The following is a 24,312-nucleotide window of genomic DNA, read 5'->3' as shown; positions in this document are numbered from 1 at the left end:
ATGATTAAAGAGACGCGGTTTTCCGTTCCCGCCAGTTGTACTGGCGTTCTTTTAAGGAAAGTTTCATTTATGGTCAATCTTCGCCAGCCCAGGGATGTTGCGCAAATTTTGCTGTCGGTGCTGTTTCTGGCCCTCATGATTATTGCGTGTCTGTGGATTGTTCAACCCTTTATTCTCGGCTTCGCGTGGGCTGCGACCGTTGTCGTTGCCACGTGGCCTTTGCTGCTGCGCTTGCAGAAGCTGCTGTTCGGCCGCCGCGGGTTAGCCGTGCTGGTCATGACGCTCCTGCTGTTCCTGCTGTTTATTATTCCGATTGCTCTGCTGGTCAATAGCCTGGTGGATTCCAGCGGCCCCGTTATTCGCGCCATTAGCAGCGGTGACCTGACGCTGCCGGATCTCGCCTGGCTGAACAGCATTCCGATGGTGGGCGCCAAGCTCTACAGCGGCTGGCATAGCCTGCTGGAGATGGGCGGCAGCGCGCTGATGGCAAAAGTCCGCCCGTATATTGGCACCACTACCACCTGGTTTGTGGGTCAGGCGGCGCATATCGGCCGATTTATGATGCACTGTACCCTGATGCTGCTCTTCAGCGCCCTGCTCTACTGGCGCGGCGAGCAGGTGGCTTTAGGCGTTCGTCACTTCGCCACCCGCCTGGCGGGCAAACGCGGTGACGCTGCGGTACTGCTGGCTGCGCAGGCCGTGCGCGCGGTTGCGCTGGGCGTGGTGGTGACCGCGCTGGTGCAGGCGGTGCTGGGCGGTATCGGTCTGGCGATTTCCGGCGTACCGTACGCCACCGTATTCACCGTTGTCATGCTGATGACCTGTCTTGCGCAACTGGGACCGCTGCTGGTGCTGGTCCCTAGTATTATCTGGCTCTACTGGACGGGTGACACCACGTGGGGAACGGTGCTGCTGGTCTGGAGCTGCGTGGTCGGCACCATGGATAACGTCATTCGTCCGATCCTCATCCGCATGGGTGCAGACCTGCCGCTGATCCTGATCCTCTCCGGAGTCATTGGCGGACTGATTGCCTTTGGCATGATCGGCCTGTTTATTGGCCCGGTGCTGCTCGCCGTCACATGGCGTCTGTTCTCCGCCTGGGTGCATGAAATTCCGCCGCCGGGAACCGACCCGGACGTGATCCTGAGCGAACTGGAAGAGCTGGAAGAGAAAAACACCCATTAAGTTTTTTGCCGGGTGGCGCTAACGCGCACCCGGCCTACATTCTCCCTCACAATACTTTAGCAGCGTTAAAGTATTTATTCGTTGCACACTGGTCAGACCCGCTATTCATGCACTCATTCTGCTCTTAACCTCAAGAAATCTTTACGTCTCTTTAACTATTGAGACGAATCCGATCGACGCTCAAAGATGACATGCCTACTATTAGCACACGGTTATAAATCAACACCTTGATTTATAAGCATGGAAATCCCCTGAGTGAAACAACGAATTGCTGTGTGTAGTCTTTGCCCATCTCCCACGATGGGCTTTTTTTTATCCTGACTACGCGCGCTTAATCTCACAGGCACTGAGCATCCGCCACTCCGCTGGCAGCACCCGCGTTTCCCCGGTCACATTGACCGTCACCGCCTCGCGGATATCCGCCGACGATGCGCCAACCTGCAGTTCAAACTCGCCCGGCTCAACGATGCGCTTCCCGTCCCGGCGGGTAAAGTTGAACATCTCAACCGGTAGCGTAAAGCTGAGCGTGGCGGTTTCGCCCGGCGAGAGCCTGACGCGCTGGAAGGCCTTCAGCTCCTGAAGCGGCCGTACCTGGGTGGCGACCTTATCCCTGACGTAAACCTGCACCACCTCGCTGCCGCTGCGTTCCCCGGTATTGGCGATATCTACGCTCAGCGTCACCTCGCCGTCAACCGGCACGCTGCTTTCGGTGAGGCGGGCTGCGCCCCATCTAAAGGTCGTCCAGCCGAGGCCGAAGCCAAACGGATAACGTGAACCGAAGTGGAAAGCAAACGGCGTGCCGCCGCTTTTGAGCTTGTGATTGTAGTAATACGGCATGGCCCCGGCGCTTTTCGGCACGCTCACCACCAGACGCCCCTGCGGCTCTGCGCGTCCCGTTAGCACGTCCGCAATCGCCCAGCCCCCTTCCTGCCCCGGCGCCCACGCCACCAGCAGCGCCGCGACCTTATCCTCCAGCCCCTGAAGGTTGTACGGGCGCCCGCCGGTCATCACGACGATCACCGGTTTGCCCGTCGCCACCAGCGCTTCCAGCAGCTGTTGCTGCACGCCAGGGAGGTTCAGGGAATCGGTATCGGAACCTTCCCCCACGGTGCCGCTCTGGAACAGCCCGGCAAGATCGCCCACGCAAGCCACCACCACGTCACTCTCCTGGGCGGCGTTCACGGCCTCGGGGATCAGGGCGGTACTCTGCGACACCGGCGACTGCTGCATCGGCTTGCCGCCGCTGTCGCCCGGGAAGACCGGCGCACCCGCCATCCGTTTCTCGATAATGTGACACCCTTTGGCATAGCGGACCTGCGACGCGCCGAGGTAGTGTTCCAGGGCCGCGCGCGGGGTCGTCACCTGCGAGGTCTCTTCAACCATATCGCTGATGATCAGATGCACCGGGAAGCTGTAGCCGCTGAGTAACGCCAGCGGATCGTCTGCCGTCGGCCCCACCACCGCCACGCGGGGCTTACCGCCGAGGGGTAAAATACCGTTATTTTCCAGCAGCGTGAGCGATTTCGTCGCCACCTCCCGCGCGACCTGGCGGGTCATGTCGTTTTGCAGATCGATACCGTTCTCATCCGCGTACGGGTTTTCAAACAGCCCCAGACGGAATTTTTCCGTCAGCACGCGCGCCACGATCTCATCCACTTTCGCCATAGAGATCAGCCCGCGCTCAACGGCGTCTGCCAGATGCCGCGCGCAGTCGTCTTTCGGCAGCTCAACGTCCAGCCCCGCGTTGAACGCCAGCGCGGCGGATTCCGCCGCATCGTGGGAAATCCCGTGATGCTGGTGCAGCAGGCTGATGCCGCCGTAGTCCGCGACAATAATCCCGTCGAATCCCCACTGTTCGCGCAGGACGGTAGTCAGCAGGAAGCTGTCGCTGTGCCCCGGCTGATTGTCGATATCGTGATAGGCGGGCATCACCGACCCGGCATTGGCCAGCTTCACCGCCATTTCAAACGGCAGCAGGAAGGTGTCATTCAGCTCGCTGAACCCCAGGTGTACCGGCGCGTGGTTGCGCGCCCCTTCGCTGAACGAGTGGCCCACGTAGTGCTTGAGCGTCGCCAGCAGGTCGCGATTATCGCCCTGTAAGCCTTTCACGTAGGCGGTCGCCATCACGCCCACCAGCCACGGATCTTCCCCGAAGGTCTCTTCGGTTCGCCCCCAGCGCACGTCGCGGGAAACGTCCAGCACCGGCGCCAGCCCCTGCTGACAGCCGACGGATCGCGCCTCTTTACCGATCTGCTCTGCCGCGCGCTGTACCAGTTCAGGATCCCAGGTCGAACCGTAGTTCAGCGACGACGGGAACAGCGTAGCGTCTTTGCACAGCAGCCCCACCAGGCACTCTTCATGGAACAAGGCCGGAATGCCGAGACGCGTCTCCTCCATCATCATCCGCTGCAGGCGGTTCGCGGCGCGCACGCCGGTTTTCGCATCAACGATATGGGTACCGAGCGGACGGGTGATCTGCCCGACGCCCAGTTTTAACCGTTCGCCTAGCGCTGCCTGCTCGCTCACGCCCGCGAATTCATCGCTGAGGTCGCTGCGCTCGCGGTGGTTACCGTTTTCATCGAGGATCAGCCAGTACGCATGCATCTGGGCGAACTTCTCTTCCGGGGTCATACGCGCCAGTAAATCGGCGACGCGCTCGTGCACGGGACGTCCCGCGTCCTTATAGATAGCTGTCATGTTTTACTCCTGTAGTGCGGAAGGGGTTGCCGGGCTGAGCTGCCCCGCTTCGGGTCTGACCTCACGTTTGCTGGCCAGCTCACGGGCGATGGAATCCACCAGCCGGCTGTTGAGCTTGTAGATGGCAAGCAGCGCGACCATGCAGAGGAACAGCGCGCAAGGGATAAGGGTGAACAGCGCGTTGATGGTCGAGAGAACGCCTGGCGCCTGGGTTGCCTGTCCCGGGGCGTAATCCACCATGCCAAGCACCCAGCCGACGACCGCGCCGCCCAGCGCCAGGCCGAATTTGATGGCAAACAGCGCGGTGGAGAAGACCAGCCCGTCCAGGCGGCGGCCGCTGCGATGCTCCTCGTAGTCGACCACATCGGAGAACATGGTCCACTGCAGCGGCGTGGTGAGGTTTTGAATAAAGCTAAAGACAATGTTGAGGCCAAAGATCAGCCACACCTGCGAAGGCGGCAGGAAGAAAATCAGCGCACCAAAAATCACGAAGGAAATTATCGTCCACTGATAGGCGCGCACGCGGTCAAATTTTCCCAGCAGCCGTTCAGATAATAATGCGCCGCTTAAGGAGGCAACCATGCCGGAAACAATAAAGGCAAAAACCAGATCCGGGCGCAACAGCACATAGTTCACGTAATACATCGTGGCGGAACCGCGCGTCACCACCGCCGTTAACAGCAAAATATTAAACAGGAAAACAATACGCCACTGGCTGTTCCCGGCCAGCAGTTTTAAATCGGTGAGCATCGAGCCGGAGGTATCATTGCGCGGCGAATAGCGCTCGCGGGTCATCAGGAAACAGCAGAAGAACAGAACGATTCCCAGCAGGCCCATCAGACTCATGGCATAGAAATAGCCTTTCTGCACGTTGCCCTGGCCTAACAATGAGACCAGCGGCAGGGCAATAACCGTCACAATCAACCCGCCGATAAACGACAGGCCAAAGCGCCACGACTGCAGGGAGTGACGCTCGCGCGGATCCAGCGTCAGCGCGCCGGGCATGGCGCAGTAAGGCACGTTAATCGCGGAGTAAATCAGGCTTAAAATTGCGTAGGTCACGCAGGCATAGACGATTTTCGCCGTCGGCCCCACGTCCGGTACATAGAAAGTGATAAGGCAGCTTACGCCAAACGGGATGGCGAACCACAGCAGCCAGGGACGGAAACGTCCGTGACGCGTCTGGGTGCGATCCACCAGGGCGCCAATGCACGGGTCGACAAACGCATCAACCACGCGCACCACTAAAAACATGGTGCCCATGATTGCGGCGGGCAGCCCAAATACGTCCGTATAGAAATAAGCGAGAAATAAGGTTGCCGTTTGCCAGACCAGCGCGCTGGCCATATCACCTAAGCCATAACCTATTTTATCTTTGGTACGCAATACAGAGGAAAGTGTCATTGTTATTTGCCTTTTTATCAGGTTAAAACGTATTTCAACCAGTTGCGCATCATCTGAAGGGAAATGCGCAGTAAGGCTCAAGTATTAGCAACGCGTTGCGCGCTAACAATTGTCTAAATTAACAGGCAAATTATGATATTTAGTTTTTTACTTTATTTGTGATGGGGAGCAAATAACAAATGAAATAAAAAAGGCGAGGAATAATATCCTCGCCTTTTCGGGTCAGCGCAGCGTTACTTGTTCAGTTCCGCCAGGCTCAGCCAGGTTTGCACCACGGTATCCGGGTTCAGGGACAGGCTATCGATCCCCTCTTCCATCAGCCAGGCGGCAAAGTCTTCATGGTCGGATGGACCCTGACCGCAAATCCCGACGTATTTGCCCTGCTTCTTCGCCGCGCGAATGGACATAGAAAGCAGCGCCTTCACCGCCTCGTTACGCTCATCGAACAGTTCGGAGACCACGCCGGAGTCACGGTCCAGACCCAGCGTCAGCTGCGTCATGTCGTTCGAGCCGATAGAGAAGCCGTCGAAATGTTCCAGGAACTGCTCGGCCAACAGGGCGTTGGACGGGATTTCGCACATCATGATGATCTTCAGCCCGTTCTCGCCGCGCTTCAGACCCTGACGCGCCAGCTCGTCAACAACGGCTTTCGCCTGATCGACGGTACGCACAAACGGGATCATGATTTCGACGTTGGTCAGCCCCATGTCGTTGCGCACGCGCTTCACCGCCTCGCACTCCAGCGCGAAACAGTCGCGGAAGCTGTCGGACACGTAGCGTCCGGCCCCGCGGAAGCCCAGCATCGGGTTCTCTTCTTCCGGCTCGTAGCGATCGCCGCCTACCAGGTTGGCGTATTCGTTAGACTTAAAGTCAGACAGACGCACAATCACGCGTTTCGGATAGAAAGCAGCGCCGAGCGTCGCGATCCCTTCGGTCAGACGGCCGACGTAGAACTCTTTCGGCGAGTCGTAGCCTTTCATCATCTCGCGGATTTCGTTCTGCAGCTTCGGATCCTGGTCGTCAAACTCCAGCAGCGCACGCGGGTGAACGCCGATCATACGGTTGATGATAAATTCCAGGCGCGCCAGGCCTACGCCTTCGTTCGGCAGGCAGGCGAAGTCGAACGCGCGGTCCGGGTTGCCGACGTTCATCATAATCTTCAGCGGCAGATCCGGCATAGTGTCCACGCTGGAGCTCTTCACGCTGAAGTCGAGGATATCGGCATACACGTAGCCGGTATCGCCTTCGGCACAGGAAACGGTCACGTTCTGGCCGTCCTTCATGCGCTCGGTGGCATCACCGCAGCCGACAACCGCAGGAATACCCAACTCGCGGGCAATGATCGCCGCGTGGCAGGTACGACCGCCGCGGTTGGTGACGATAGCCGCCGCTTTCTTCATGATCGGTTCCCAGTCCGGGTCGGTCATGTCGGTCACCAGCACGTCGCCGGGCTCAATACGGTTCATCTCGCTGATGTCGTGGATCACTTTAACCGGACCGGCACCGATGCGGTGACCGATAGCACGGCCTTCCGCCACGATTTTGCCCTGGGCGTGCAGCGTATAACGCTCCATCACCTGACCGCGAGAGCGGACGGTTTCCGGACGCGCCTGCACGATAAACAGCTTGCCGGTGTTACCGTCTTTCGCCCATTCGATGTCCATCGGACGGCCGTAGTGTTTTTCAATCTGCACCGCCTGCTTCGCCAGCTCCTGAACTTCAGCGTCGGTCAGGGAGAAGCGGTCGCGCTGTTCCTGCGGTACGTCTTCAATTTTAACCTGCTTGCCATGCTCCTGCGTCGGGGCATAGATCATGCGGATTTTTTTCGAGCCCATGGTGCGGCGCACTACCGCCGGACGGCCAGCTGCTAGCGTAGGCTTATGAACATAGAATTCGTCAGGGTTTACCGCACCCTGCACGACCATCTCACCCAGGCCCCACGCGGAGGTGATAAACACCACCTGGTCGAAGCCGGATTCGGTATCAATGGAGAACATCACGCCGGATGAGCCCACGTCCGAGCGCACCATGCGCTGTACGCCAGCGGAGAGCGCCACGCCGCGATGGTCGTAGCCCTGATGCACGCGATAGGAGATGGCACGGTCGTTGAACAGGGAAGCAAACACGTGCTTCACCGCCACCAGCACCGCATCGTAACCCTGGACGTTCAGGAAGGTTTCCTGCTGTCCGGCAAACGAGGCGTCCGGCATATCTTCCGCGGTCGCAGAGGAACGTACGGCAAAGGAGGCCTGCGCATCGTCAGCGGAGAGCTGGTTGTACGCGTCGTGAATGGCTTTTTCCAGTTCCGGCTGGAAAGGTGTGTCGATGATCCACTGGCGGATCTGCGCCCCGGCTTTGGCAAGCTCGGTGACGTCATCAATATCCGTTTTATCCAGCAGGTCGTAAATGCGCTGGTTAACACCGCTCTGGTCTAAAAACAGGTTAAAGGCATCGGCGGTGGTGGCAAACCCGTTCGGTACGGAGACACCCATACCCGAGAGGTTTGTAATCATTTCACCCAGGGAGGCATTTTTGCCCCCAACTCTGTCTACATCATTCATGCCGAGTTGGTTATACCAAAGCACCAGCGGTGACGAGCCATTGTTGGACATCGAAACAATCCTTTTGTGATATTTGATCGGAGTAAGTAACACCTGACTACGTTTTTATACTGGCATATTTATTTCCGCTAAAAAAACGGTGAATCGTGTAAGCAATTTAAAATTTCAACTTTTCGGATACTTTCCCATCAACGATTAACCCGATGATTCCTCTATATTCAGCCAGAAACCCCAAAAATAAAGTCGCTATTTGAAAAATGAAATCCACTTTTCAGGAAAATCAAAAACAGTGTTTCACTCATAATTAGGATAAGTTCTTTGCTGTGTAAATTACTTTTTTAATTTATGCTTTCAGACAATTACGTCTGATATTCAGGGTGGGTAAAATGGATAGTGCTGTCGATCGTCACGTTTTTTATATTTCTGATGGTACGGCGATCACCGCCGAGGTGCTGGGCCACGCGGTGATGTCGCAGTTTCCCGTATCGATCAACAGCATTACGCTGCCGTTTGTCGAAAATGAGAGCCGCGCCAAAGCGGTGAAGGACCAGATCGACGCCATTTACCAGCAGACCGGCGTCCGCCCGCTGGTGTTCTACTCCATCGTGATCCCCGAGATTCGCTCCATCATTCTGCAGAGCGAAGGCTTCTGCCAGGATATTGTGCAGGCGCTGGTGGCTCCGCTGCAAAGCGAGCTGAAGCTCGACCCGACCCCTATCGCCCACCGTACCCACGGGCTGAACCCCGGCAACCTGACCAAGTACGACGCGCGTATTGCCGCCATCGATTACACCCTCGCGCACGACGACGGTATCTCGCTGCGCAATCTCGACCAGGCGCAGGTGATCCTGCTTGGCGTGTCGCGCTGCGGCAAAACGCCGACCAGCCTCTACCTGGCGATGCAGTTCGGCATTCGCGCCGCCAACTACCCGTTTATCGCTGACGATATGGATAACCTGGTGCTGCCCGCTGCCCTCAAGCCGCTGCAGCACAAGCTGTTCGGGCTGACCATTAATCCGGAGCGCCTTGCCGCTATCCGCGAAGAGCGCCGCGAGAACAGCCGCTACGCCTCCATGCGCCAGTGCCGGATGGAGGTCTCCGAAGTGGAAGCCCTGTACCGCAAAAATCAGATCCCATGGCTGAACAGCACCAACTATTCGGTGGAAGAAATTGCCACCAAAATTCTCGACATCATGGGGCTAAACCGCCGCATGTACTAATATGCTAGTACATTAACTCAGATTCAGGTATCATCATCGGCAACCACGGGGCGGTGTCGCCCCGAACTTGAAATCAGCAGGGATTGGTTTAAGGTGATGCCCATCACTTCCCGGTAGTCTGCCGATGAAGCAAAAATTTTCTGAGACATTCCATGAATAAAACCGATGAACTCCGCACTGCGCGCATTGACAGCCTGGTTACGCCGGCTGAACTGGCCCAGCGGCATCCTGTTTCCGCTGCCGTTGCGGAACACGTGACGGCCTCCCGCCGCCGCATTGAAAAAATCCTCAATGGTGAAGACAAGCGTCTTCTGGTGGTGATTGGTCCCTGCTCCATCCACGACCTGGATGCCGCGATGGATTATGCAAAACGGCTTCAGGGCCTGCGGGATAAGTATCAGCACCGCCTTGAGATTGTTATGCGCACCTACTTTGAAAAACCGCGGACCGTGGTGGGCTGGAAAGGGCTGATCTCCGATCCTGACCTCAACGGCAGCTATCGCGTGAACCACGGCATCGAGCTGGCGCGGAAGCTGCTTTTGCAGGTCAACGAGCTGGGCGTGCCGACGGCGACCGAGTTTCTCGATATGGTGACCGGGCAGTTTATCGCCGATCTGATCAGCTGGGGCGCAATTGGCGCACGCACCACCGAAAGCCAAATCCACCGCGAGATGGCCTCCGCCCTCTCCTGCCCGGTCGGCTTTAAAAACGGGACCGATGGCAACACCCGTATTGCGGTTGATGCCATCCGCGCTGCCCGTGCCAGCCATATGTTCCTGTCGCCGGATAAAAGCGGTCATATGACCATCTACCAGACCAGCGGTAACCCTTACGGGCACATCATTATGCGCGGCGGGAAGAAACCCAATTACCATGCACAAGATATTGCGGCAGCCTGTGAAACGCTGGCCGAATTCGACCTGCCGGAACATCTGGTAGTGGATTTCAGCCACGGCAACTGCCAGAAGCAGCATCGCCGCCAGCTGGACGTCTGCGATGAGATCTGCCAGCAGATCCGCAGCGGCTCGACCGCCGTTGCCGGGATTATGGCGGAAAGCTTCATCAAGGAAGGCACGCAGAAAATCGTTGCCGGACAGCAGATGGTTTACGGCCAGTCGATCACCGACCCGTGCCTGAGCTGGGAAGACAGCGAGCTGCTGCTGGAAAAGCTGGCTGCAGCAGTAGATACCCGCTTCTGAAGCATGCGGGTCAGCCGGGTCACACCGCCTGACCCGGCTGATAAAAATCCTTCAGCGTTTCCAGCAGGGCATGCGCCGCTTTTGAGAGCTGCGTGTGCCCGGGATGGATCGCCCCAATGCACTTTTCAATCGGCGGGTTATCCAGCGGAATACAGACCGCGCCCAGCGCCGTCATCTGGGCTTCGCAGAGCGCCGGGACGGCGCTGCCGCCCAGCCCGCTCGCGACCATTCGCCCGACCGTAACCAGCTGATGGCTCTCCAGCGCGACGTCCAGCTTTCTGCCGCTTCGCGCCAGCTCCTCCTCCATCATCAGACGTACCGCTGAGGGGCGCTGCAGGGTGATGAAATCCAGCGTCAGCAGCGCTTCCCATGTCAGGCGCTTTTTGCCTGCCAGCGGGGAATCTTTCGGCACAATGGCAACAAAGCGGTCGAGACCCAGCGGGGTAAACAGCAGGTTGTGCGTGGGCGCGGGCTCAAAGGCGATGCCCATCTCCACGCGCCCTTCCCGCACCATCTCTATCACCTGCTCGTTGATAACGTCATGCACGGTGACGTTAATCCCGGCATGACGATCGCGAAACGCTTTTAGCACCTCGGGCAGGACATTCGCGGCAAACGACGGCATGGCCGCAACCGAAATTTTACCGCGCTGCAGGGTAAAGCACTGGTGCATCGCCTCTTCGACGTTATCCCAGTCGGCAAGCAGCTGGCGCGCCATCGGCAAAAACGTCTCGCCCTCCTGCGTCAGCGCGACCTTGCGCGTGCTCCGCTGCAGCAGCGGTCCGCCGAGCGCGTCCTCCAGCGCTTTAATCGTCAGGCTCAGGGCCGGCTGGGAAAGATTCAGCCGTTCGCTGGCGTGCGCGAAATTGAGAGTGTGAGCTACCGCTAAAAATGCGCGTAACTGTTTGACACTCATTCTCATTTTTCACCTTGTTAACTAATTGAAAAAATTTAGTTAACAGGAAATTAATAAAAAAACCAAATGAGTGGGTCACAAATTCAAAATTAACAAATGAGTTGCCGCCCCTAATGATACCGCCACGGTTAAGAGGAGGAATGACGATGGCGGGACTGGATAAGCGCGTCGACAGCTATGCGCAGGCGCTGGATGGGCTGACGGACGGAATGACTTTGCTGGCGGGCGGCTTCGGCCTGTGCGGTATTCCGGAGAACCTGATTGCAGAGGTCAGACGCCGTCAGGTGAAAGATCTGACGGTGGTATCAAACAACTGCGGCGTGGACGGCTTCGGTCTCGGGATTCTGCTTGAGACGCGGCAGGTTCGCAAAGTGGTGGCCTCTTACGTCGGCGAGAACGCCCTGTTCGAGCAGCAGGTATTGAGCGGTGAACTGGAGATTGAACTCACACCTCAGGGCACGCTGGCGGAAAAGGTGCGCGCGGGCGGTGCGGGTATCCCGGCATTTTATACGGCCACCGGCTACGGCACGCCCGTGGCTACCGGCAAAGACGTGCGCCAGTTTGCCGGTAAGCACTACATCCTCGAAGAGGCCATTACCGGTGATTTCGCGCTGATCAAGGGCTGGAAAGCGGACTGGTACGGCAACGTCGTCTACCGGCAAACCGCGCAAAATTTTAATCCGCTGATGGCAACGGCGGGCCGGATAACGGTCGTCGAGGTGGAAGAGATTGTTCCCCCGGGCGAGCTGCCCCCGTCGGCCATTCATACCCCGGGCATTTACGTCGACAGGCTGATTGTCGGCCAGTTTGAAAAACGTATTGAACAGCGCACCCTGCGCGCGGAAGGAGTGTGACGATGTTAACCCGTGAACAGATGGCCATGCGCGTCGCCCGCGAGCTGCGGGACGGATATTACGTCAACCTGGGGATCGGTATTCCTACCCTGGTGGCGAACTACATTCCGCAAGGAATGGACGTGATGCTTCAGTCGGAAAACGGACTGCTGGGGATGGGCGCGTTTCCAGACGAACAGAGTCTTGATGCGGACATGATCAACGCCGGTAAACAGACCGTGACCGCACGGACGGGCGCGGCCATTTTCGACTCGGCCCAGTCGTTTGCCATGATCCGTGGCGGCCATGTTGACCTGACGGTGCTGGGCGCGTTTGAGGTGGATGTCGAAGGCAATATCGCCTCGTGGATGATCCCCGGAAAGATGGTGAAGGGTATGGGCGGCGCGATGGATCTGGTCGCCGGAGCGCAGAACATCATTGTGGTGATGACCCACGCGTCGAAAAGCGGTGAGTCAAAGCTACTGTCGCGCTGCACGCTGCCGCTCACGGGGGCGGGCTGTATCCGCCGGGTCTTAACTGACCTCGCGTTGCTGGAGATAGAGGACGGCGCGTTCATCCTGCGGGAATACGCCCCCGGCGTCAGTATCGATGAAATCGCGGCGAAAACGGCCGGGAAAATGATTGTGGCGGACGACGTTCGCGAGATGCGCTTTAGCTGAGGACTCACCATGAAAGAGGTCATGATTGTCGGGGCCACGCGAACCCCCATTGGCAGTTTTCGCGGATCGCTCGCGCCCCTCTCTGCGGCCGAGCTGGGAGCCGTCGCGGTTCATCGTCTGCTTGAAAGCAACGGTCTTCCAGCAGAGACGATAGACGAGGTGATTTTCGGCCAGGCGCTGACGGCGGGATGCGGACAAAACCCTGCGCGCCAGACGGCCATCGCCGCCGGATTGCCCGTCAGCACGCCGGCGACAACGGTCAACCTGGTCTGCGGCGCGGGCTTGAAAGCGGTTCAGCTCGCCGCGCAGGCGATCCGCTGCGGCGACGCGGACGCGATTATCGCAGGCGGTCAGGAGAGCATGAGCAACGCCCCCTATCTACTGGACGGCGCGCGTTCAGGGCTGCGTTTTGGCCATACGGGCCTGCAGGACAGCATGATTACGGACGGCCTGTGGGACGCGTTCAACGATTACCACATGGGGATCACCGCTGAAAACGTCGCCCGGCAGTTTGGCGTTTCCCGCGAAGAGCAGGACGCCTTCGCTGCCCGGTCGCAGCAGAAAGCGGCTTCCGCCGCCGAAGCGGGTCGTTTTGACCCGGAGATTGCGCCGGTGACGGTGAAACAGGGTAAAAAGCCTCCGCTTATTGTCAGCCGTGACGAGCAGCCCCGGCCAGGCACCACCGCCGAGCAGCTTGCGCAGCTGCGCCCCGCCTTTTTGCAGGAGGAAGGCACGGTCACGGCCGGAAATGCCTCCACGCTCAACGACGGTGCCGCTGCGGTGCTGCTGATGAGCGGCGAAAACGCACGGGCGAGCGGACTGCCGATCCTGGGCCGCATCGTGAGTTACGCCGTGACGGGCGTTGATCCGTCGGTGATGGGCATCGGTCCGGTCAGCGCCTGCCAGACCGCGCTGGCGCGAGCGGGCTGGACGCTCGATGACGTGGACCTCATTGAAGCCAATGAAGCCTTTGCCGCGCAGGCGCTGGCGGTGGGTAAGCAGCTCGGCTGGGATGAGCGAAAGGTGAACGTTAACGGAGGCGCTATCGCCCTGGGCCATCCGATTGGCGCCTCCGGCTGCCGCATCCTCGTGACGCTGCTGCACGAAATGCAGCGCCGTGACGTTAAAAAAGGACTCGTCACCCTGTGCGTAGGCGGCGGGCAAGGCATTGCCCTCACCGTTGAACGTTAAGCATCTCGTTGGTACCCGAATAATAATTAAAGTGAGGAGTCGTAATGAGCGTGTTAATTGCCCTGGCGGCGCTGGGGCTGCTGATGCTGGCGGCCTATCGCGGATATAGCGTGATTTTGTTTGCGCCAATTGCGGCGCTCGGTGCCGTACTGCTGACCGATCCGGGCGCCGTCGGCCCGACCTTTACCGGCCTGTTCATGGAAAAGATGGTGGGCTTCGTCAAGCTCTACTTCCCGGTGTTCCTGCTGGGGGCGGTGTTTGGCAAACTGATTGAGCTTTCCGGCTTCTCGCGCTCCATCGTCGCCGCCGCGATTCAGATCCTGGGCCGTCGCCACGCCATCCCGGTGATTGTTCTGGTGTGCGCGCTGTTAACCTACGGCGGCGTGTCGCTGTTCGTGGTGGCGTTTGCGGTTTATCCGTTTGCCGCCGAACTGTTCCGCCAGAGCGGCATCCCTAAACGGCTGATCCCGGCCACCGTGGCGCTCGGGGCCTTCTCGTTTACCATGGATGCCCTGCCCGGTACGCCGCAGATCCAGAACATCATCCCCACCAGCTTCTTTGGTACCAACGCCTGGGCCGCACCGTGGCTGGGGCTTATCGGATCTCTGTTTATTATCGTCTTTGGCCTGCTCTGGCTGGAGCGCCAGCGGCGTAAGGCGTTCAATAACAAAGAAGGTTACGGCACGGATCTGAAAAATGAACCGGAAACGCCGGACAACATTAACCTCCCTCACCCGCTGATTGCTATCTCCCCGCTGCTGGTGGTGGGCATACTGAATCTGCTGTTTACCCGCTGGATCCCCGGCTGGTACGGCACGACCCACGAGCTGACCCTGCCCGGTCTGGCGAAACCGATCGTGACCGAGGTGGGCAAGATCACCGCCATCTGGGCCGTTGAAGCGGCGCTGATCTCAGGTATCGTGCTGGTGCTGATTTTTGGCTTTCGCAACATCCGGGGGCGTCTGGCTGAAGGCAGCCGGACCGCGGTAAGCGGCGCCATTCTTGCGGCGATGAATACCGCCTCGGAGTATGGTTTCGGCGCGGTTATCGCCGCCCTGCCCGGTTTTCTGGTGTTATCCCACGCGCTGGCGGCTATTCCGAATCCGCTGCTGAATGAGGCCATCAGCGTGACGGTGCTTGCGGGGATCACCGGCTCGGCGTCCGGGGGGATGAGTATTGCGCTCGCCGCTATGTCCGACTCGTTTGTCGCCGCCGCCCACGCCGCCAATATCCCCCTTGAGGTGCTGCACCGCGTGGCGTCAATGGCGAGCGGGGGGATGGATACCCTTCCCCATAACGGCGCGGTGATTACCCTGCTGGCGATTACAGGCCTGAGCCATCGCCAGGCCTACGGCGGCATTTTCGCTATCACCATCATTAAAAGTCTGGCAGTGCTTTTTGTCATTGCCGTGTTTTATCTGACCGGCATTGTGTAAGGAGAGAAAGATGAATCTGAACGGTAAAACCGCCCTGGTCACCGGCTCGACCAGCGGCATTGGCCTTGGGATCGCCCGCGTACTGGCGAAGGCCGGGGCGCAGCTTATCCTCAACGGTTTCGGCGATAGCGACTCAGCAAGAGAAGCTATTGCGCACCTGGGCAAAAAGCCGGGCTATCACGATGCGGACCTGCGTGACGTGCTGCAAATTGAAGCCATGATGCGCTACGCCGAATCGCAGTTTGGCGGCGTGGACATTCTTGTTAACAACGCGGGCATACAGCACGTGGCGCCGGTTGACGCGTTTCCGGTAGAGAAATGGAACGACATTATCGCCATTAACCTCTCGTCGGTGTTTCACACCAGCCGGCTGGCGCTCCCTGCCATGCGCGAGAAAAACTGGGGGCGCATCATTAATATCGCCTCCGTTCACGGGCTGGTCGCGTCAAAAGAGAAGTCGGCCTACGTGGCTGCCAAGCATGGCGTAGTGGGCTTTACGAAATCGCTGGCGCTGGAAACCGCGCGCACCGGCATTACCGCCAATACGATCTGTCCCGGCTGGGTACTGACGCCGCTGGTGCAACAGCAAATCGACAAGCGTATCGCCGACGGCATTCCGCCGGAGCAGGCTCGGGAACAGCTTCTGGCGGAGAAACAGCCTTCGGGCGAGTTTGTTACCCCGGAGCAGCTGGGCGAACTGGCGCTGTTTTTGTGCAGCGACAGCGCCGTTAACGTTCGCGGCGCCGCGTGGAATATGGATGGCGGCTGGGTCGCGCAGTGACGTTCAGGCCGGATAAGGCAAAGCCGCCTCCCGGCAAAAAATCTCTAGCTTGAGCAACTGACCTCCAGCCGCTTGCCCCAGTCAGGCGGGCGGCTGACGTAATCATCATCCCGGTCGGCAAACGGCGTGCGCAGCGCCACGTGCAGACGGTGTAACTCGTCGTACTCGCCCTGCTCCGCCTGCTCAATCGCCCGCTGCGCCAGCCAGTTGCGCAACACCATCGCCGGGTTCGTGGCGTTCATCTGCGTCTGGCGAGTCGCATCATCTACCTCTTCCTGCTGCAGCCGCGCGCGGTACGATGCAAACCAGTCGTCAAACGCCTGTCTGTCAATAAACTCATCGCGCAGAGGCGAGGCGGCGCTGTGCTGCTCCGTCTGCCCCAGCATCCGGAAGGTGCGCGTATAATCGCTGCCCTCGCGCGCCATCAGGGCAAACAGGCCATTGAGGATGTCGTTATCGCCCCTCTCCTGCGTCACCAGCCCCAGCTTGTTGCGCATCAGCGTGCCATATTCCCGCAGTAATATGTCCTGATAGCTGTCGAGCGCATCATTCAGGGCATCAACGTCGATAAACGGCGACAGGGTTTGCGCAAGCCGCTGCAGGTTCCACAGGCCCACCGCGGGCTGATTGTCAAAGCTGTAGCGCCCCTGATAGTCGGAGTGGTTGCAGATATACCCCGGCTGATAATCGTTCAGGAAACCAAACGGGCCGTAGTCGAAGGTCAACCCGAGAAGCGACATGTTGTCCGTATTCATAACGCCATGGGCAAAGCCTACCGTTTGCCAGCGGGCAATCAGGGTTGCGGTACGGGCCACCACATCCCTGAACCAGAGCACGTATTTATCCGCCTCGTCCATCAGATGCGCCCAGTGGTGGCGAATGGCAAAGTCTGCCAGCTGGCGCACCTTTTCCGGCTCGCGACGATAGTAAAAGTGCTCAAAATGACCGAAGCGCAGATGGCTTTGCGCGATACGCATCAGCATTGCGCCCTTTTCCACTGTTTCGCGCACAACCGGCGTATCGCTGGTAACGATCGACAGCGCGCGGGTGGTGGGGATCCCCAGGGCATGCATCGCTTCGGAGCCCAGGCATTCGCGGATCGTTGAACGCAGAACCGCACGCCCGTCGCCCATTCGCGAATAGGGCGTCAGGCCCGCGCCTTTCAGGTGCCAGTCAACCGTCTCTCCGTTGGGAAGCCGTTGTTCACCGAGCAGGATCCCCCTGCCGTCGCCCAGTTGACCCGCCCAGACGCCGAACTGATGTCCGCTATAAACCTGGGCCAGTGGTTGCATTCCGGCGAGTAACGTTTCGCCTCCCCAGACGCCAGCGCCCTCTGAACGCCGAAACAGCTCAGGCGGAATGGCCAGTTCTTCTGCCAGCAAATCGTTATGCCAGATAAGGCGTGAATTTTGTAACGGTGTTGGTTTGAGTGCGGTGTAAAAGCCGGGCAACTCGTCATGCCATTGAGCAGTAAAAGACAGGGTCATAGGTCCTCCTGCTTTTAGTGTAGAGGGTTTACCCGGACTTAAACACGGGCGAAAGCAAGGGTTATCGCTGCTGAACCAGCGTTGTAACGTGCTCGGCAGAGACGGCTGGCCAAAGTGCGCCCTGCATGGCGCCAAAATTGAAGGACAACACGCGTTGCAACAGGCTGTGATCGTCAATGCCCGAGACGATCACTGACTGGCAATGCGGTGTGATTTGCCAGAGGATGGCGCGCATAAAAGGCTCAAAAGAGAGCTCCGGTGCGCGCTGCTGAATGAATCCTTTATCGAGGATAACCCGTTTAAATAATCCATCATAGACAGCTTTGAGCGAGGCGGCGCCTGCGCCAAAGTTTGCCAGCACCAACGGGAAATGGATTGCCATTCTCGCCAGCTGCAGATCGTCCTTGCCGTTATTTAAACCTGGATAATTCTCATTAACAGTAAACTCAAGAAACGGATAACGCTCAAGAATTGAAACAGCGTTTCCATTACTTAATAAAAATTCAACTATTGCAGGTGTAATATTGATCCATGCAATTAACTGATGCTGAATAAAAAACAGTTTACAGGTATCAAGCAATTGCAGTTTTTCGTTAAAAAGCACTAACTCTTCAGTTGCTGAAAGCCGAGGGATAACGAGTTCAGTGGGGATCCTCACATCGCTGCCGACGCCAGTAAAGTTAACCAGAACCTCTAAACCTTTAAGCTCCCCTGCGCTATTACGGGCGGGCAGAAGCAGCAGTTCAGACTGGTAAGCATTATCTAGCGTAATAATCATTGCACTCGCTCCGCATTACAGATGAGAGAGGACATCCTGGAGCAATTGCCGACACAATTCCACTGTTTTGATTTTAATAAGATTAATTTCATTAGTTCCGTATTTATTTTCAGATTTATCCCTGAATCTAAAATAATTTTATCCTGGTTGCAAAATAATAGCCAGTTTTAGATAAAACAGACACATGCAGGATTCGATAATTTTAGATAAATTTAACTTTAAGCATCTTATTTGAGAAAAAACGGCATGATTTATTAGTTACCATGCCGTCATAAGAGAAGTTTCTGACAAAGACTATATACGTCGTGCCTGCCAGAAATTTTTACGCCAGTAAACATTATCAAGAGAAGAACGCATCACGCCGCGGCTGGTCGAGGCGTGAATGAACTGATTGTCTGTATCATAAATGCCCACGTGCAGACCACTTTCACCCGAGCCGGTTTTGAAGAAAACCAGGTCCCCGGGCAATAGATCGTCTTTATCAATTTCAGTACCAATTTCGGCCTGCTTGCGCGTTTCGCGAGGAAGCTGTAAATCAAACTTGTCGCGAAACGTCATCAGAACGAAGCCGGAGCAATCTACGCCGCCGCGGCTCATGCCACCGTAGCGATAAGGCGTACCGCGCCAGTTGCTCAGCTGGTCGTTGAGGCTGGCAATGACGGTGATCGAATCTGAAAGCCGTGGGTTAGGCGGCGGCGCACGATGGCTACTGCATCCAGCAAGAAAGAGTGCGGCCATCAGGATAAACCAGAATCGCATTTTCAGACGAATCCTCTGCTTTTTTTATTCTTTTCGTAATTTAGCGTGCAATTGTGCTAAGTGGCAAGAAACGGTTACGTTTGCCCGGTAGAAATCAGCATCTTATGTCCCTCTATATCCAGCCTGCGGAACGACATATTGTATGCGCGGGCAAGATGGGGCGGCGTAAGCACCTGATCCCGCGTACCGCTGGCGACCATCTTTCCCTGCGACAGTAGCCACACCCGGTGGGCATGACGCAGCGTGTGATTGAGGTCATGACTGCTCATCACCACGGCGATGCCTTGTCGGCTCAGGGCGCTTAAAAGCGTATCCAGTGCTGCCTGCTGCGCCACATCCAGACCGCTCATGGGTTCATCGAGAAGCAGCATCCGCCCGTGAGGATTGCCTGCCGGGTGGATCTGAAGGATGACAGCCGCCAGTCGCACCCGCTGCCACTCTCCGCCGGAAAGCTGGCTGGCGTGCCGGGACAGTTTATCTTCCAGCCCGAGGGCCGCGGCCACGTCAGTCAGCAGTGCCGTATGTTGTTTGTCGTGCAAATGCAGCATCAGATAATGCCAGACCGGCATCGCAAAGGGCGGCACCTGCTGCTGCACGAGGTAACTGCGCCGATGCGCCAGCGAGACCGGTGACCAGTCGGCGAGCGTATGCTCAAGCAGCGTTATCTGCCCTTCTCCGTCAGTCATGCCTGCCATCCGTGCCAGCAGCGTGCTCTTTCCTGCGCCGTTCGGCCCGACAAGATGCAGGATTTCTCCCGCATTGACGGCGCCGGTCATCGGCTCAAGACGTCCCCTCTCGGCAACGTCCATGAGCTGCATCAGCAAAGACATTATTTCGCCAGCGCCAGCTTGATCGATTCCATGACGATCGGATCCTCTGGGGTCATATCGGGCGAAAAACGCTGAACGACCTGGCCATCGCGACCAATCAGGAATTTTTCAAAATTCCACAGGATATCGTCCGGGTAAAGCGGCGCGCGGCCTTTGCTGGCCATGCGTTCATAAAAACCGCTTCCTTCAGGCGCAACGGCCTTCGGCGCGGCAGCGATCAGCTTCGCATACAGCGGATGGCGGTCTTCGCCGTTGACATCGATTTTGCTGAACATCGGGAACGTCACGCCATAGGTGGTGCTGCAGAAGGTTTTAATCTCTTCTTCGCTGCCCGGCTCCTGGCCCAGGAACTGGTTGCACGGGAAGCCCAGCACGGTAAAACCGTCTTTCTCCCAGGCCTTCTGAATATTTTCCAGCTGCTCGTACTGCGGCGTCAGGCCACATTTGGATGCCACGTTGACGATAAGCAGCACGTTGCCTTTGTAGCGTTCCAGCGTGGTTTTATCGCCATCAATGGTGGTCACTTCAGTATTCAGGATATCTGACTGCATAGCATTTCCTCAGGTTGTCGATTTAACGTCCAGCTTTTAATAGTAGCCAGATAAATACCGGCGCGCCCAGCGTGGCGGTCACCACGCCAATGGGCAGCTCTGCGGCCGTCAGGGCAAGCCGGGCGATGACGTCGGCCACCAGCAGCGTGACGGCCCCGGCAACCCCCGAGGCCGGAAGCAGGGTTCTGTGGTCCGTGAGGCCACACAGACGCAGCATGTGTGGGATCACCAGCCCGATAAAACCGATCGCGCCCGCCAGAGCCACGCTGACGCCGACCAGCCAGCCAATGGCTATTACCAGCACATTGCGCCAGAATCCAATCGGCATACCGAGCTGGCGGGCAGAGGTTTCACCCAGCGCGAGCATATTCAGCGGCTGCGCCTGCAGGGCAGCCCACACGATGACCGGTACCAGCAGCGCCATCAGCCAGCCCTGGTGCCAGTCAACGCCGCCAAAACCGCCCATCATCCAGTACATGAGCTGTCGCAGGTCAAAGGATGTTGAGAAGTAGACCGCCCAGGTCATCAACGCGCTACAGATGATCCCCAGCGCCACGCCGGCAAGCAGCAGACGGCTGGTCGATAAGTGCCGTCTGGCGAAACGAAGAAGGATCGCTGTGATCAGCAGTGCACCGAGAATAGCGCTCAGGCTAATACGCCATCCCGAGAGTTCTCCTCCTCCCAGCATTACCGCCGCTATCAGGCCTACGCCCGCTCCGTTCGACACGCCGAGCAGCCCCGGCTCCGCCAGAGGGTTATCAAACAACGCCTGCATTATGGTGCCGCATAGCGCCAGCGCGGCGCCGACCAGAACCACCGCGACGGTCCGCGGCAGGCGAATTTGCCAGACGAAGAGCTGCCCGTCAGGCCCCCACCAGCTTTCAGGCCCAATCCATTTGTCGCCCGCGCAGAGGCTCACGCCCACGGAGGCAATGAGCAACAGCACCAGCAAAAGCAGGTGACGCCGATCGGAACGGTGCTGATGATGGGCATAGTCAAGCATGTGTACGGTTTTAGTAGCGTGAGATGTAATTGATTTTACGGCGGGTTTGCCGAAGAGCGCAAAGAAAAAAGGCCGCATGGGCGGCCTTTTTAGTTAGTTCATATTACTCTGCTTTAGGCGTTGCGTTTTCGACACGGCTTTTTAACTTCTGGCCGGGTCTGAAGGTCACCACGCGGCGGGCTGTAATGGGAATATCTTCCCCCGTCTTCGGGTTGCGGCCCGGACGTTGGTTTTTGTCTCGCAAATCAAAATTGCCAAAACCGGAGAGTTTTACCTGCTCACCATTTTCCAGAGCACGACGGATCTCTTCGAAAAACAGCTCTACCAGCTCTTTGGCATCCCGTTTGCTAAGCCCAAGCTTATCAAACAGATATTCTGACATTTCAGCTTTTGTAAGCGCCATAGGTTCAATCCCTCAATGATGCCTGGAATCGCTCTTTTAATGCCTCTACACATTTGGCGACGGTAGCGGCAATCTCCTCTTCTTCGAGTGTACGGCTGGTATCCTGAAGGATAAGGCTAATAGCGAGGCTCTTGAAACCTTCTGCTACGCCCTTGCCGCGGTACACGTCAAATAAGTTTACGCCAACTACCTGATTTACGCCAACTTTCTTACATTCGGCCAAAATATCTGCTGCGGGCACATTTTCCGCGACCACAACCGCGATATCACGGCGGTTTGCCGGGAAGCGGGAGACGTCCTGAGCCTGAGGAATCACGCGGTCAGCCACCGGGTTCCATTCCAGCTCGAACACGATGGTACGGCCGTTCAGGTCCAGTTTACGCTCCAGCTCAGGGTGAACAACCCCAATAAAACCAACGCGTTTGCCGTCTAAATAGATGGCTGCGCTCTGGCCCGGATGCAGGGCCGGGATGGCTTCTGCGCGGAATTCAATTTCAGATAATTTACCGGTCAGATCCAGAATCGCTTCCAGATCGCCCTTCATATCGTAGAAATCAACCGTCCCTTTTGCCAGGTCCCAGTGCTCTTCATAGCGGTTACCGCTGATGGCGCCAGCCAGCATGAGATCCTGACGGATGCCTAAATTTGCCTGATTATCCGGTACAAAGCGCAAACCGCTTTCGAAAATTCGCACGCGGTTTTGCTGACGATTCTGGTTATAAACGATAGTACCCAGCAGGCCCGTCCACAGGGACAGACGCATCGCGGACATTTCGCTGGAAATTGGGCTTGGCAGGATCAGCGCTTCCTGGCCCGGATGGATCAGCTGCTGCAGTTTTGGATCAACAAAGCTGTAGGTGATCACTTCCTGGTAGCCTTTGTCGTTCAGCATGGTTTTCACACGCTTCAGGGACAGGTCGGCTTCACGGTGGGTGCCCATCACCAGACCTGCCTGCACAGGCTCGTCAGGGATGTTGTTGTAGCCATAAACACGGGCCACTTCTTCCACCAGATCTTCTTCAATTTCCATGTCGAAACGCCATGACGGCGCAACGGCTTTCCATTCGTCCTGGCCTTCGGTTACTTCACAGCCCAGACGCTTCAGGATATCGGTCACCTGCGCATCGGCAACGTGGTGACCAATAAGACGATCCAGCTTGCTGCGGCGCAGGGTGATGGTCGCACGCTTCGGCAGCGTCGCTTCGTTGGTGACGTCGATAACCGGGCCCGCTTCACCGCCGCAGATGTCGATCAGCAGGCGGGTCGCACGTTCCATCGCTTTATACTGCAGCGCCGGGTCAACGCCGCGCTCGTAGCGGTGAGAGGCATCGGTATGCAGGCCGTGACGGCGTGCGCGACCGGTGATGGAGAGCGGGCTGAAGAACGCGCATTCCAGCAGCACGTTTTGCGTCTCGTCGTTGACGCCCGAATGCTCGCCTCCGAAAATACCGCCCATTGCCAGCGCCTTGCTGTGGTCAGCAATCACCAAAGTGTCGGCGTTCAGTTTCGCTTCGCTGCCGTCCAGCAGAACCAGGGTTTCGCCCTCTTTCGCCATGCGCACAACGATGCCGCCGTCGATACGATCTTTATCAAACGCGTGCATTGGCTGGCCCAGCTCCAGCAGAACGTAGTTGGTCACGTCGACCACGGCGTCGATAGAGCGAATACCGCAGCGGCGCAGCTTCTCTTTCATCCACAGCGGAGTTGGCGCTTTCACGTTGATGCCTTTCACCACGCGACCGAGGTAGCGCGGGCAGGCATCCGCAGCGTCAACCTGAATAGGCAGCACGTCACTGATGGTCGCTTCAACCGGCGCGATCTCCGGCGCGTTCAATTCGGTCTGGTTCAGCACGGCCACGTCGCGCGCCACGCCGATGATACCTAAGCAGTCGGCACGGTTTGGCGTGACGCTGATTTCAATAGTGTTGTCGTCAAGCTTCAGGTATTCACGGATATCGGTGCCGATTGGCGCATCCAGCGGCAGCTCGATGATGCCGTTGTGATCGTCGGAAATACCCAGCTCGGAGAAGGAGCACAGCATGCCTTCAGACGGCTCGCCGCGCAGCTTAGCCGCTTTAATTTTGAAATCGCCCGGCAGTACCGCACCGACGGTCGCCACGGCCACCTTCAGGCCCTGACGGCAGTTTGGCGCACCGCAGACGATATCCAGCAGACGATCGCCGCCCACGTTCACTTTTGTCACGCGCAGTTTGTCCGCGTTAGGGTGCTGGCCGCACTCTACCACTTCGCCGACGACCACGCCGTTGAAGGCACCGGAAACCGGCTCAACGCCGTCCACTTCCAGACCCGCCATGGTGATCTGGTTAGAAAGCGCGTCGCTGTCCAGCGTGGTGTTCACCCACTCGCGTAACCACAGTTCACTGAATTTCATTGTTCT

General features: G+C 57.8%; 20 protein-coding genes and 1 other RNA gene. 9 read left to right on the top strand and 12 right to left on the bottom strand.

The window, feature by feature from the left end; genetic code table 11:
• The first annotated feature begins 69 nt into the window (after positions 1-69).
• The gene (gene ydiK / locus LRM19_RS04945; protein WP_271367721.1) at positions 70-1,185 is read left to right on the top strand and encodes an AI-2E family transporter YdiK; all 1,116 of its coding nucleotides are present in this window, start codon (positions 70-72) and stop codon (positions 1,183-1,185) included.
• Between the two features lie 208 nt (positions 1,186-1,393).
• An RNA gene (gene rprA, locus LRM19_RS04940) (antisense sRNA RprA) lies at positions 1,394-1,501 on the top strand.
• 5 nt (positions 1,502-1,506) lie between these two features.
• On the opposite strand, the gene LRM19_RS04935 is transcribed toward rprA, so the two are convergent.
• The 3 genes from LRM19_RS04935 to ppsA all read right to left on the bottom strand — a co-directional run bounded on the left by LRM19_RS04935 (position 1,507) and on the right by ppsA (position 7,898).
• On the bottom strand, positions 1,507-3,882 hold the full coding sequence (locus LRM19_RS04935) for a glycoside hydrolase family 3 N-terminal domain-containing protein (protein WP_271367720.1): 2,376 nt from the start codon (positions 3,880-3,882) through the stop codon (positions 1,507-1,509).
• 3 nt (positions 3,883-3,885) lie between these two features.
• Positions 3,886-5,286 (bottom strand): MFS transporter, encoded by a 1,401-nt coding sequence (locus tag LRM19_RS04930; RefSeq protein ID WP_048977420.1) that lies wholly within the window; start codon positions 5,284-5,286, stop codon positions 3,886-3,888.
• Positions 5,287-5,519: 233 nt separating this feature from the next.
• A complete protein-coding gene (gene ppsA / locus LRM19_RS04925; protein ID WP_271367719.1) occupies positions 5,520-7,898 on the bottom strand; it encodes a phosphoenolpyruvate synthase in 2,379 nt (792 codons plus the stop codon).
• 335 nt (positions 7,899-8,233) lie between these two features.
• Between ppsA and ppsR the strand changes: the two genes are divergently transcribed.
• Both ppsR and aroH read left to right on the top strand, forming a co-directional pair.
• Positions 8,234-9,067, top strand: a complete 834-nt coding sequence (gene ppsR / locus LRM19_RS04920; RefSeq protein WP_023311315.1) for a posphoenolpyruvate synthetase regulatory kinase/phosphorylase PpsR — start codon at positions 8,234-8,236, stop codon at positions 9,065-9,067.
• Positions 9,068-9,219: 152 nt separating this feature from the next.
• Positions 9,220-10,266, top strand: a complete 1,047-nt coding sequence (gene aroH, locus LRM19_RS04915; RefSeq protein ID WP_008500645.1) for a 3-deoxy-7-phosphoheptulonate synthase AroH — start codon at positions 9,220-9,222, stop codon at positions 10,264-10,266.
• Positions 10,267-10,285: 19 nt separating this feature from the next.
• Here aroH and LRM19_RS04910 read toward each other — a convergent pair whose 3' ends face one another.
• Positions 10,286-11,188 (bottom strand): LysR family transcriptional regulator, encoded by a 903-nt coding sequence (locus tag LRM19_RS04910; RefSeq protein WP_164850621.1) that lies wholly within the window; start codon positions 11,186-11,188, stop codon positions 10,286-10,288.
• 140 nt (positions 11,189-11,328) lie between these two features.
• Here LRM19_RS04910 and LRM19_RS04905 point away from each other — a divergent pair, with 140 nt between their 5' ends.
• From LRM19_RS04905 to LRM19_RS04885, 5 genes are read left to right on the top strand one after another with little or no spacing between them, the layout of a single operon-like run.
• A complete protein-coding gene (locus tag LRM19_RS04905; protein WP_271367718.1) occupies positions 11,329-12,036 on the top strand; it encodes a CoA transferase subunit A in 708 nt (235 codons plus the stop codon).
• Positions 12,037-12,038: 2 nt separating this feature from the next.
• Positions 12,039-12,695: a CoA transferase subunit B gene (locus tag LRM19_RS04900; protein WP_271367717.1), complete on the top strand. Its 657-nt coding sequence runs from the start codon at positions 12,039-12,041 to the stop codon at positions 12,693-12,695.
• Positions 12,696-12,704: 9 nt separating this feature from the next.
• A complete protein-coding gene (locus LRM19_RS04895) occupies positions 12,705-13,886 on the top strand; it encodes an acetyl-CoA C-acetyltransferase (RefSeq protein ID WP_271367716.1) in 1,182 nt (393 codons plus the stop codon).
• 44 nt (positions 13,887-13,930) lie between these two features.
• A complete protein-coding gene (locus LRM19_RS04890; protein ID WP_271367715.1) occupies positions 13,931-15,322 on the top strand; it encodes a GntP family permease in 1,392 nt (463 codons plus the stop codon).
• A 10-nt stretch (positions 15,323-15,332) separates the two neighbouring features.
• Positions 15,333-16,103: a 3-hydroxybutyrate dehydrogenase gene (locus LRM19_RS04885; protein WP_136194717.1), complete on the top strand. Its 771-nt coding sequence runs from the start codon at positions 15,333-15,335 to the stop codon at positions 16,101-16,103.
• A 44-nt stretch (positions 16,104-16,147) separates the two neighbouring features.
• Here the strand turns inward: LRM19_RS04885 and selO are convergent, their stop codons facing one another.
• The 8 genes from selO to pheT all read right to left on the bottom strand — a co-directional run bounded on the left by selO (position 16,148) and on the right by pheT (position 24,306).
• Complete coding sequence (gene selO, locus LRM19_RS04880; protein ID WP_271367714.1) at positions 16,148-17,590, bottom strand: protein adenylyltransferase SelO; 1,443 nt, start codon at positions 17,588-17,590, stop codon at positions 16,148-16,150.
• 61 nt (positions 17,591-17,651) lie between these two features.
• Positions 17,652-18,368, bottom strand: a complete 717-nt coding sequence (locus tag LRM19_RS04875; protein ID WP_271367713.1) for an EAL domain-containing protein — start codon at positions 18,366-18,368, stop codon at positions 17,652-17,654.
• Between the two features lie 294 nt (positions 18,369-18,662).
• Entirely contained in the window at positions 18,663-19,127 is a 465-nt protein-coding gene (locus tag LRM19_RS04870; RefSeq protein WP_111965616.1) for a C40 family peptidase, read from the bottom strand.
• Positions 19,128-19,201: 74 nt separating this feature from the next.
• A complete protein-coding gene (gene btuD / locus LRM19_RS04865) occupies positions 19,202-19,957 on the bottom strand; it encodes a vitamin B12 ABC transporter ATP-binding protein BtuD (RefSeq protein ID WP_127730480.1) in 756 nt (251 codons plus the stop codon).
• Entirely contained in the window at positions 19,957-20,508 is a 552-nt protein-coding gene (locus LRM19_RS04860) for a glutathione peroxidase (RefSeq protein ID WP_111965614.1), read from the bottom strand. Before LRM19_RS04860 ends, btuD begins: the two co-directional genes overlap by 1 nt.
• A 22-nt stretch (positions 20,509-20,530) precedes the next feature.
• The gene (btuC, locus tag LRM19_RS04855; protein ID WP_271367712.1) at positions 20,531-21,511 is read right to left on the bottom strand and encodes a vitamin B12 ABC transporter permease BtuC; all 981 of its coding nucleotides are present in this window, start codon (positions 21,509-21,511) and stop codon (positions 20,531-20,533) included.
• A 103-nt stretch (positions 21,512-21,614) separates the two neighbouring features.
• Entirely contained in the window at positions 21,615-21,914 is a 300-nt protein-coding gene (gene ihfA / locus LRM19_RS04850; RefSeq protein ID WP_003857805.1) for an integration host factor subunit alpha, read from the bottom strand.
• A gap of 4 nt (positions 21,915-21,918) precedes the next feature.
• Positions 21,919-24,306, bottom strand: a complete 2,388-nt coding sequence (gene pheT / locus LRM19_RS04845) for a phenylalanine--tRNA ligase subunit beta (RefSeq protein WP_133294213.1) — start codon at positions 24,304-24,306, stop codon at positions 21,919-21,921.
• Between the last annotated feature and the right edge of the window lie 6 nt (positions 24,307-24,312).

It is taken from the genome of Enterobacter sp. PI-10 (assembly GCF_027947695.1).
Lineage (GTDB): Bacteria > Pseudomonadota > Gammaproteobacteria > Enterobacterales > Enterobacteriaceae > Enterobacter > Enterobacter vonholyi.
The sequence above is the reverse complement of the archived record's forward strand: the minus strand, read 5'-3'. Positions and strand labels throughout refer to the sequence as shown.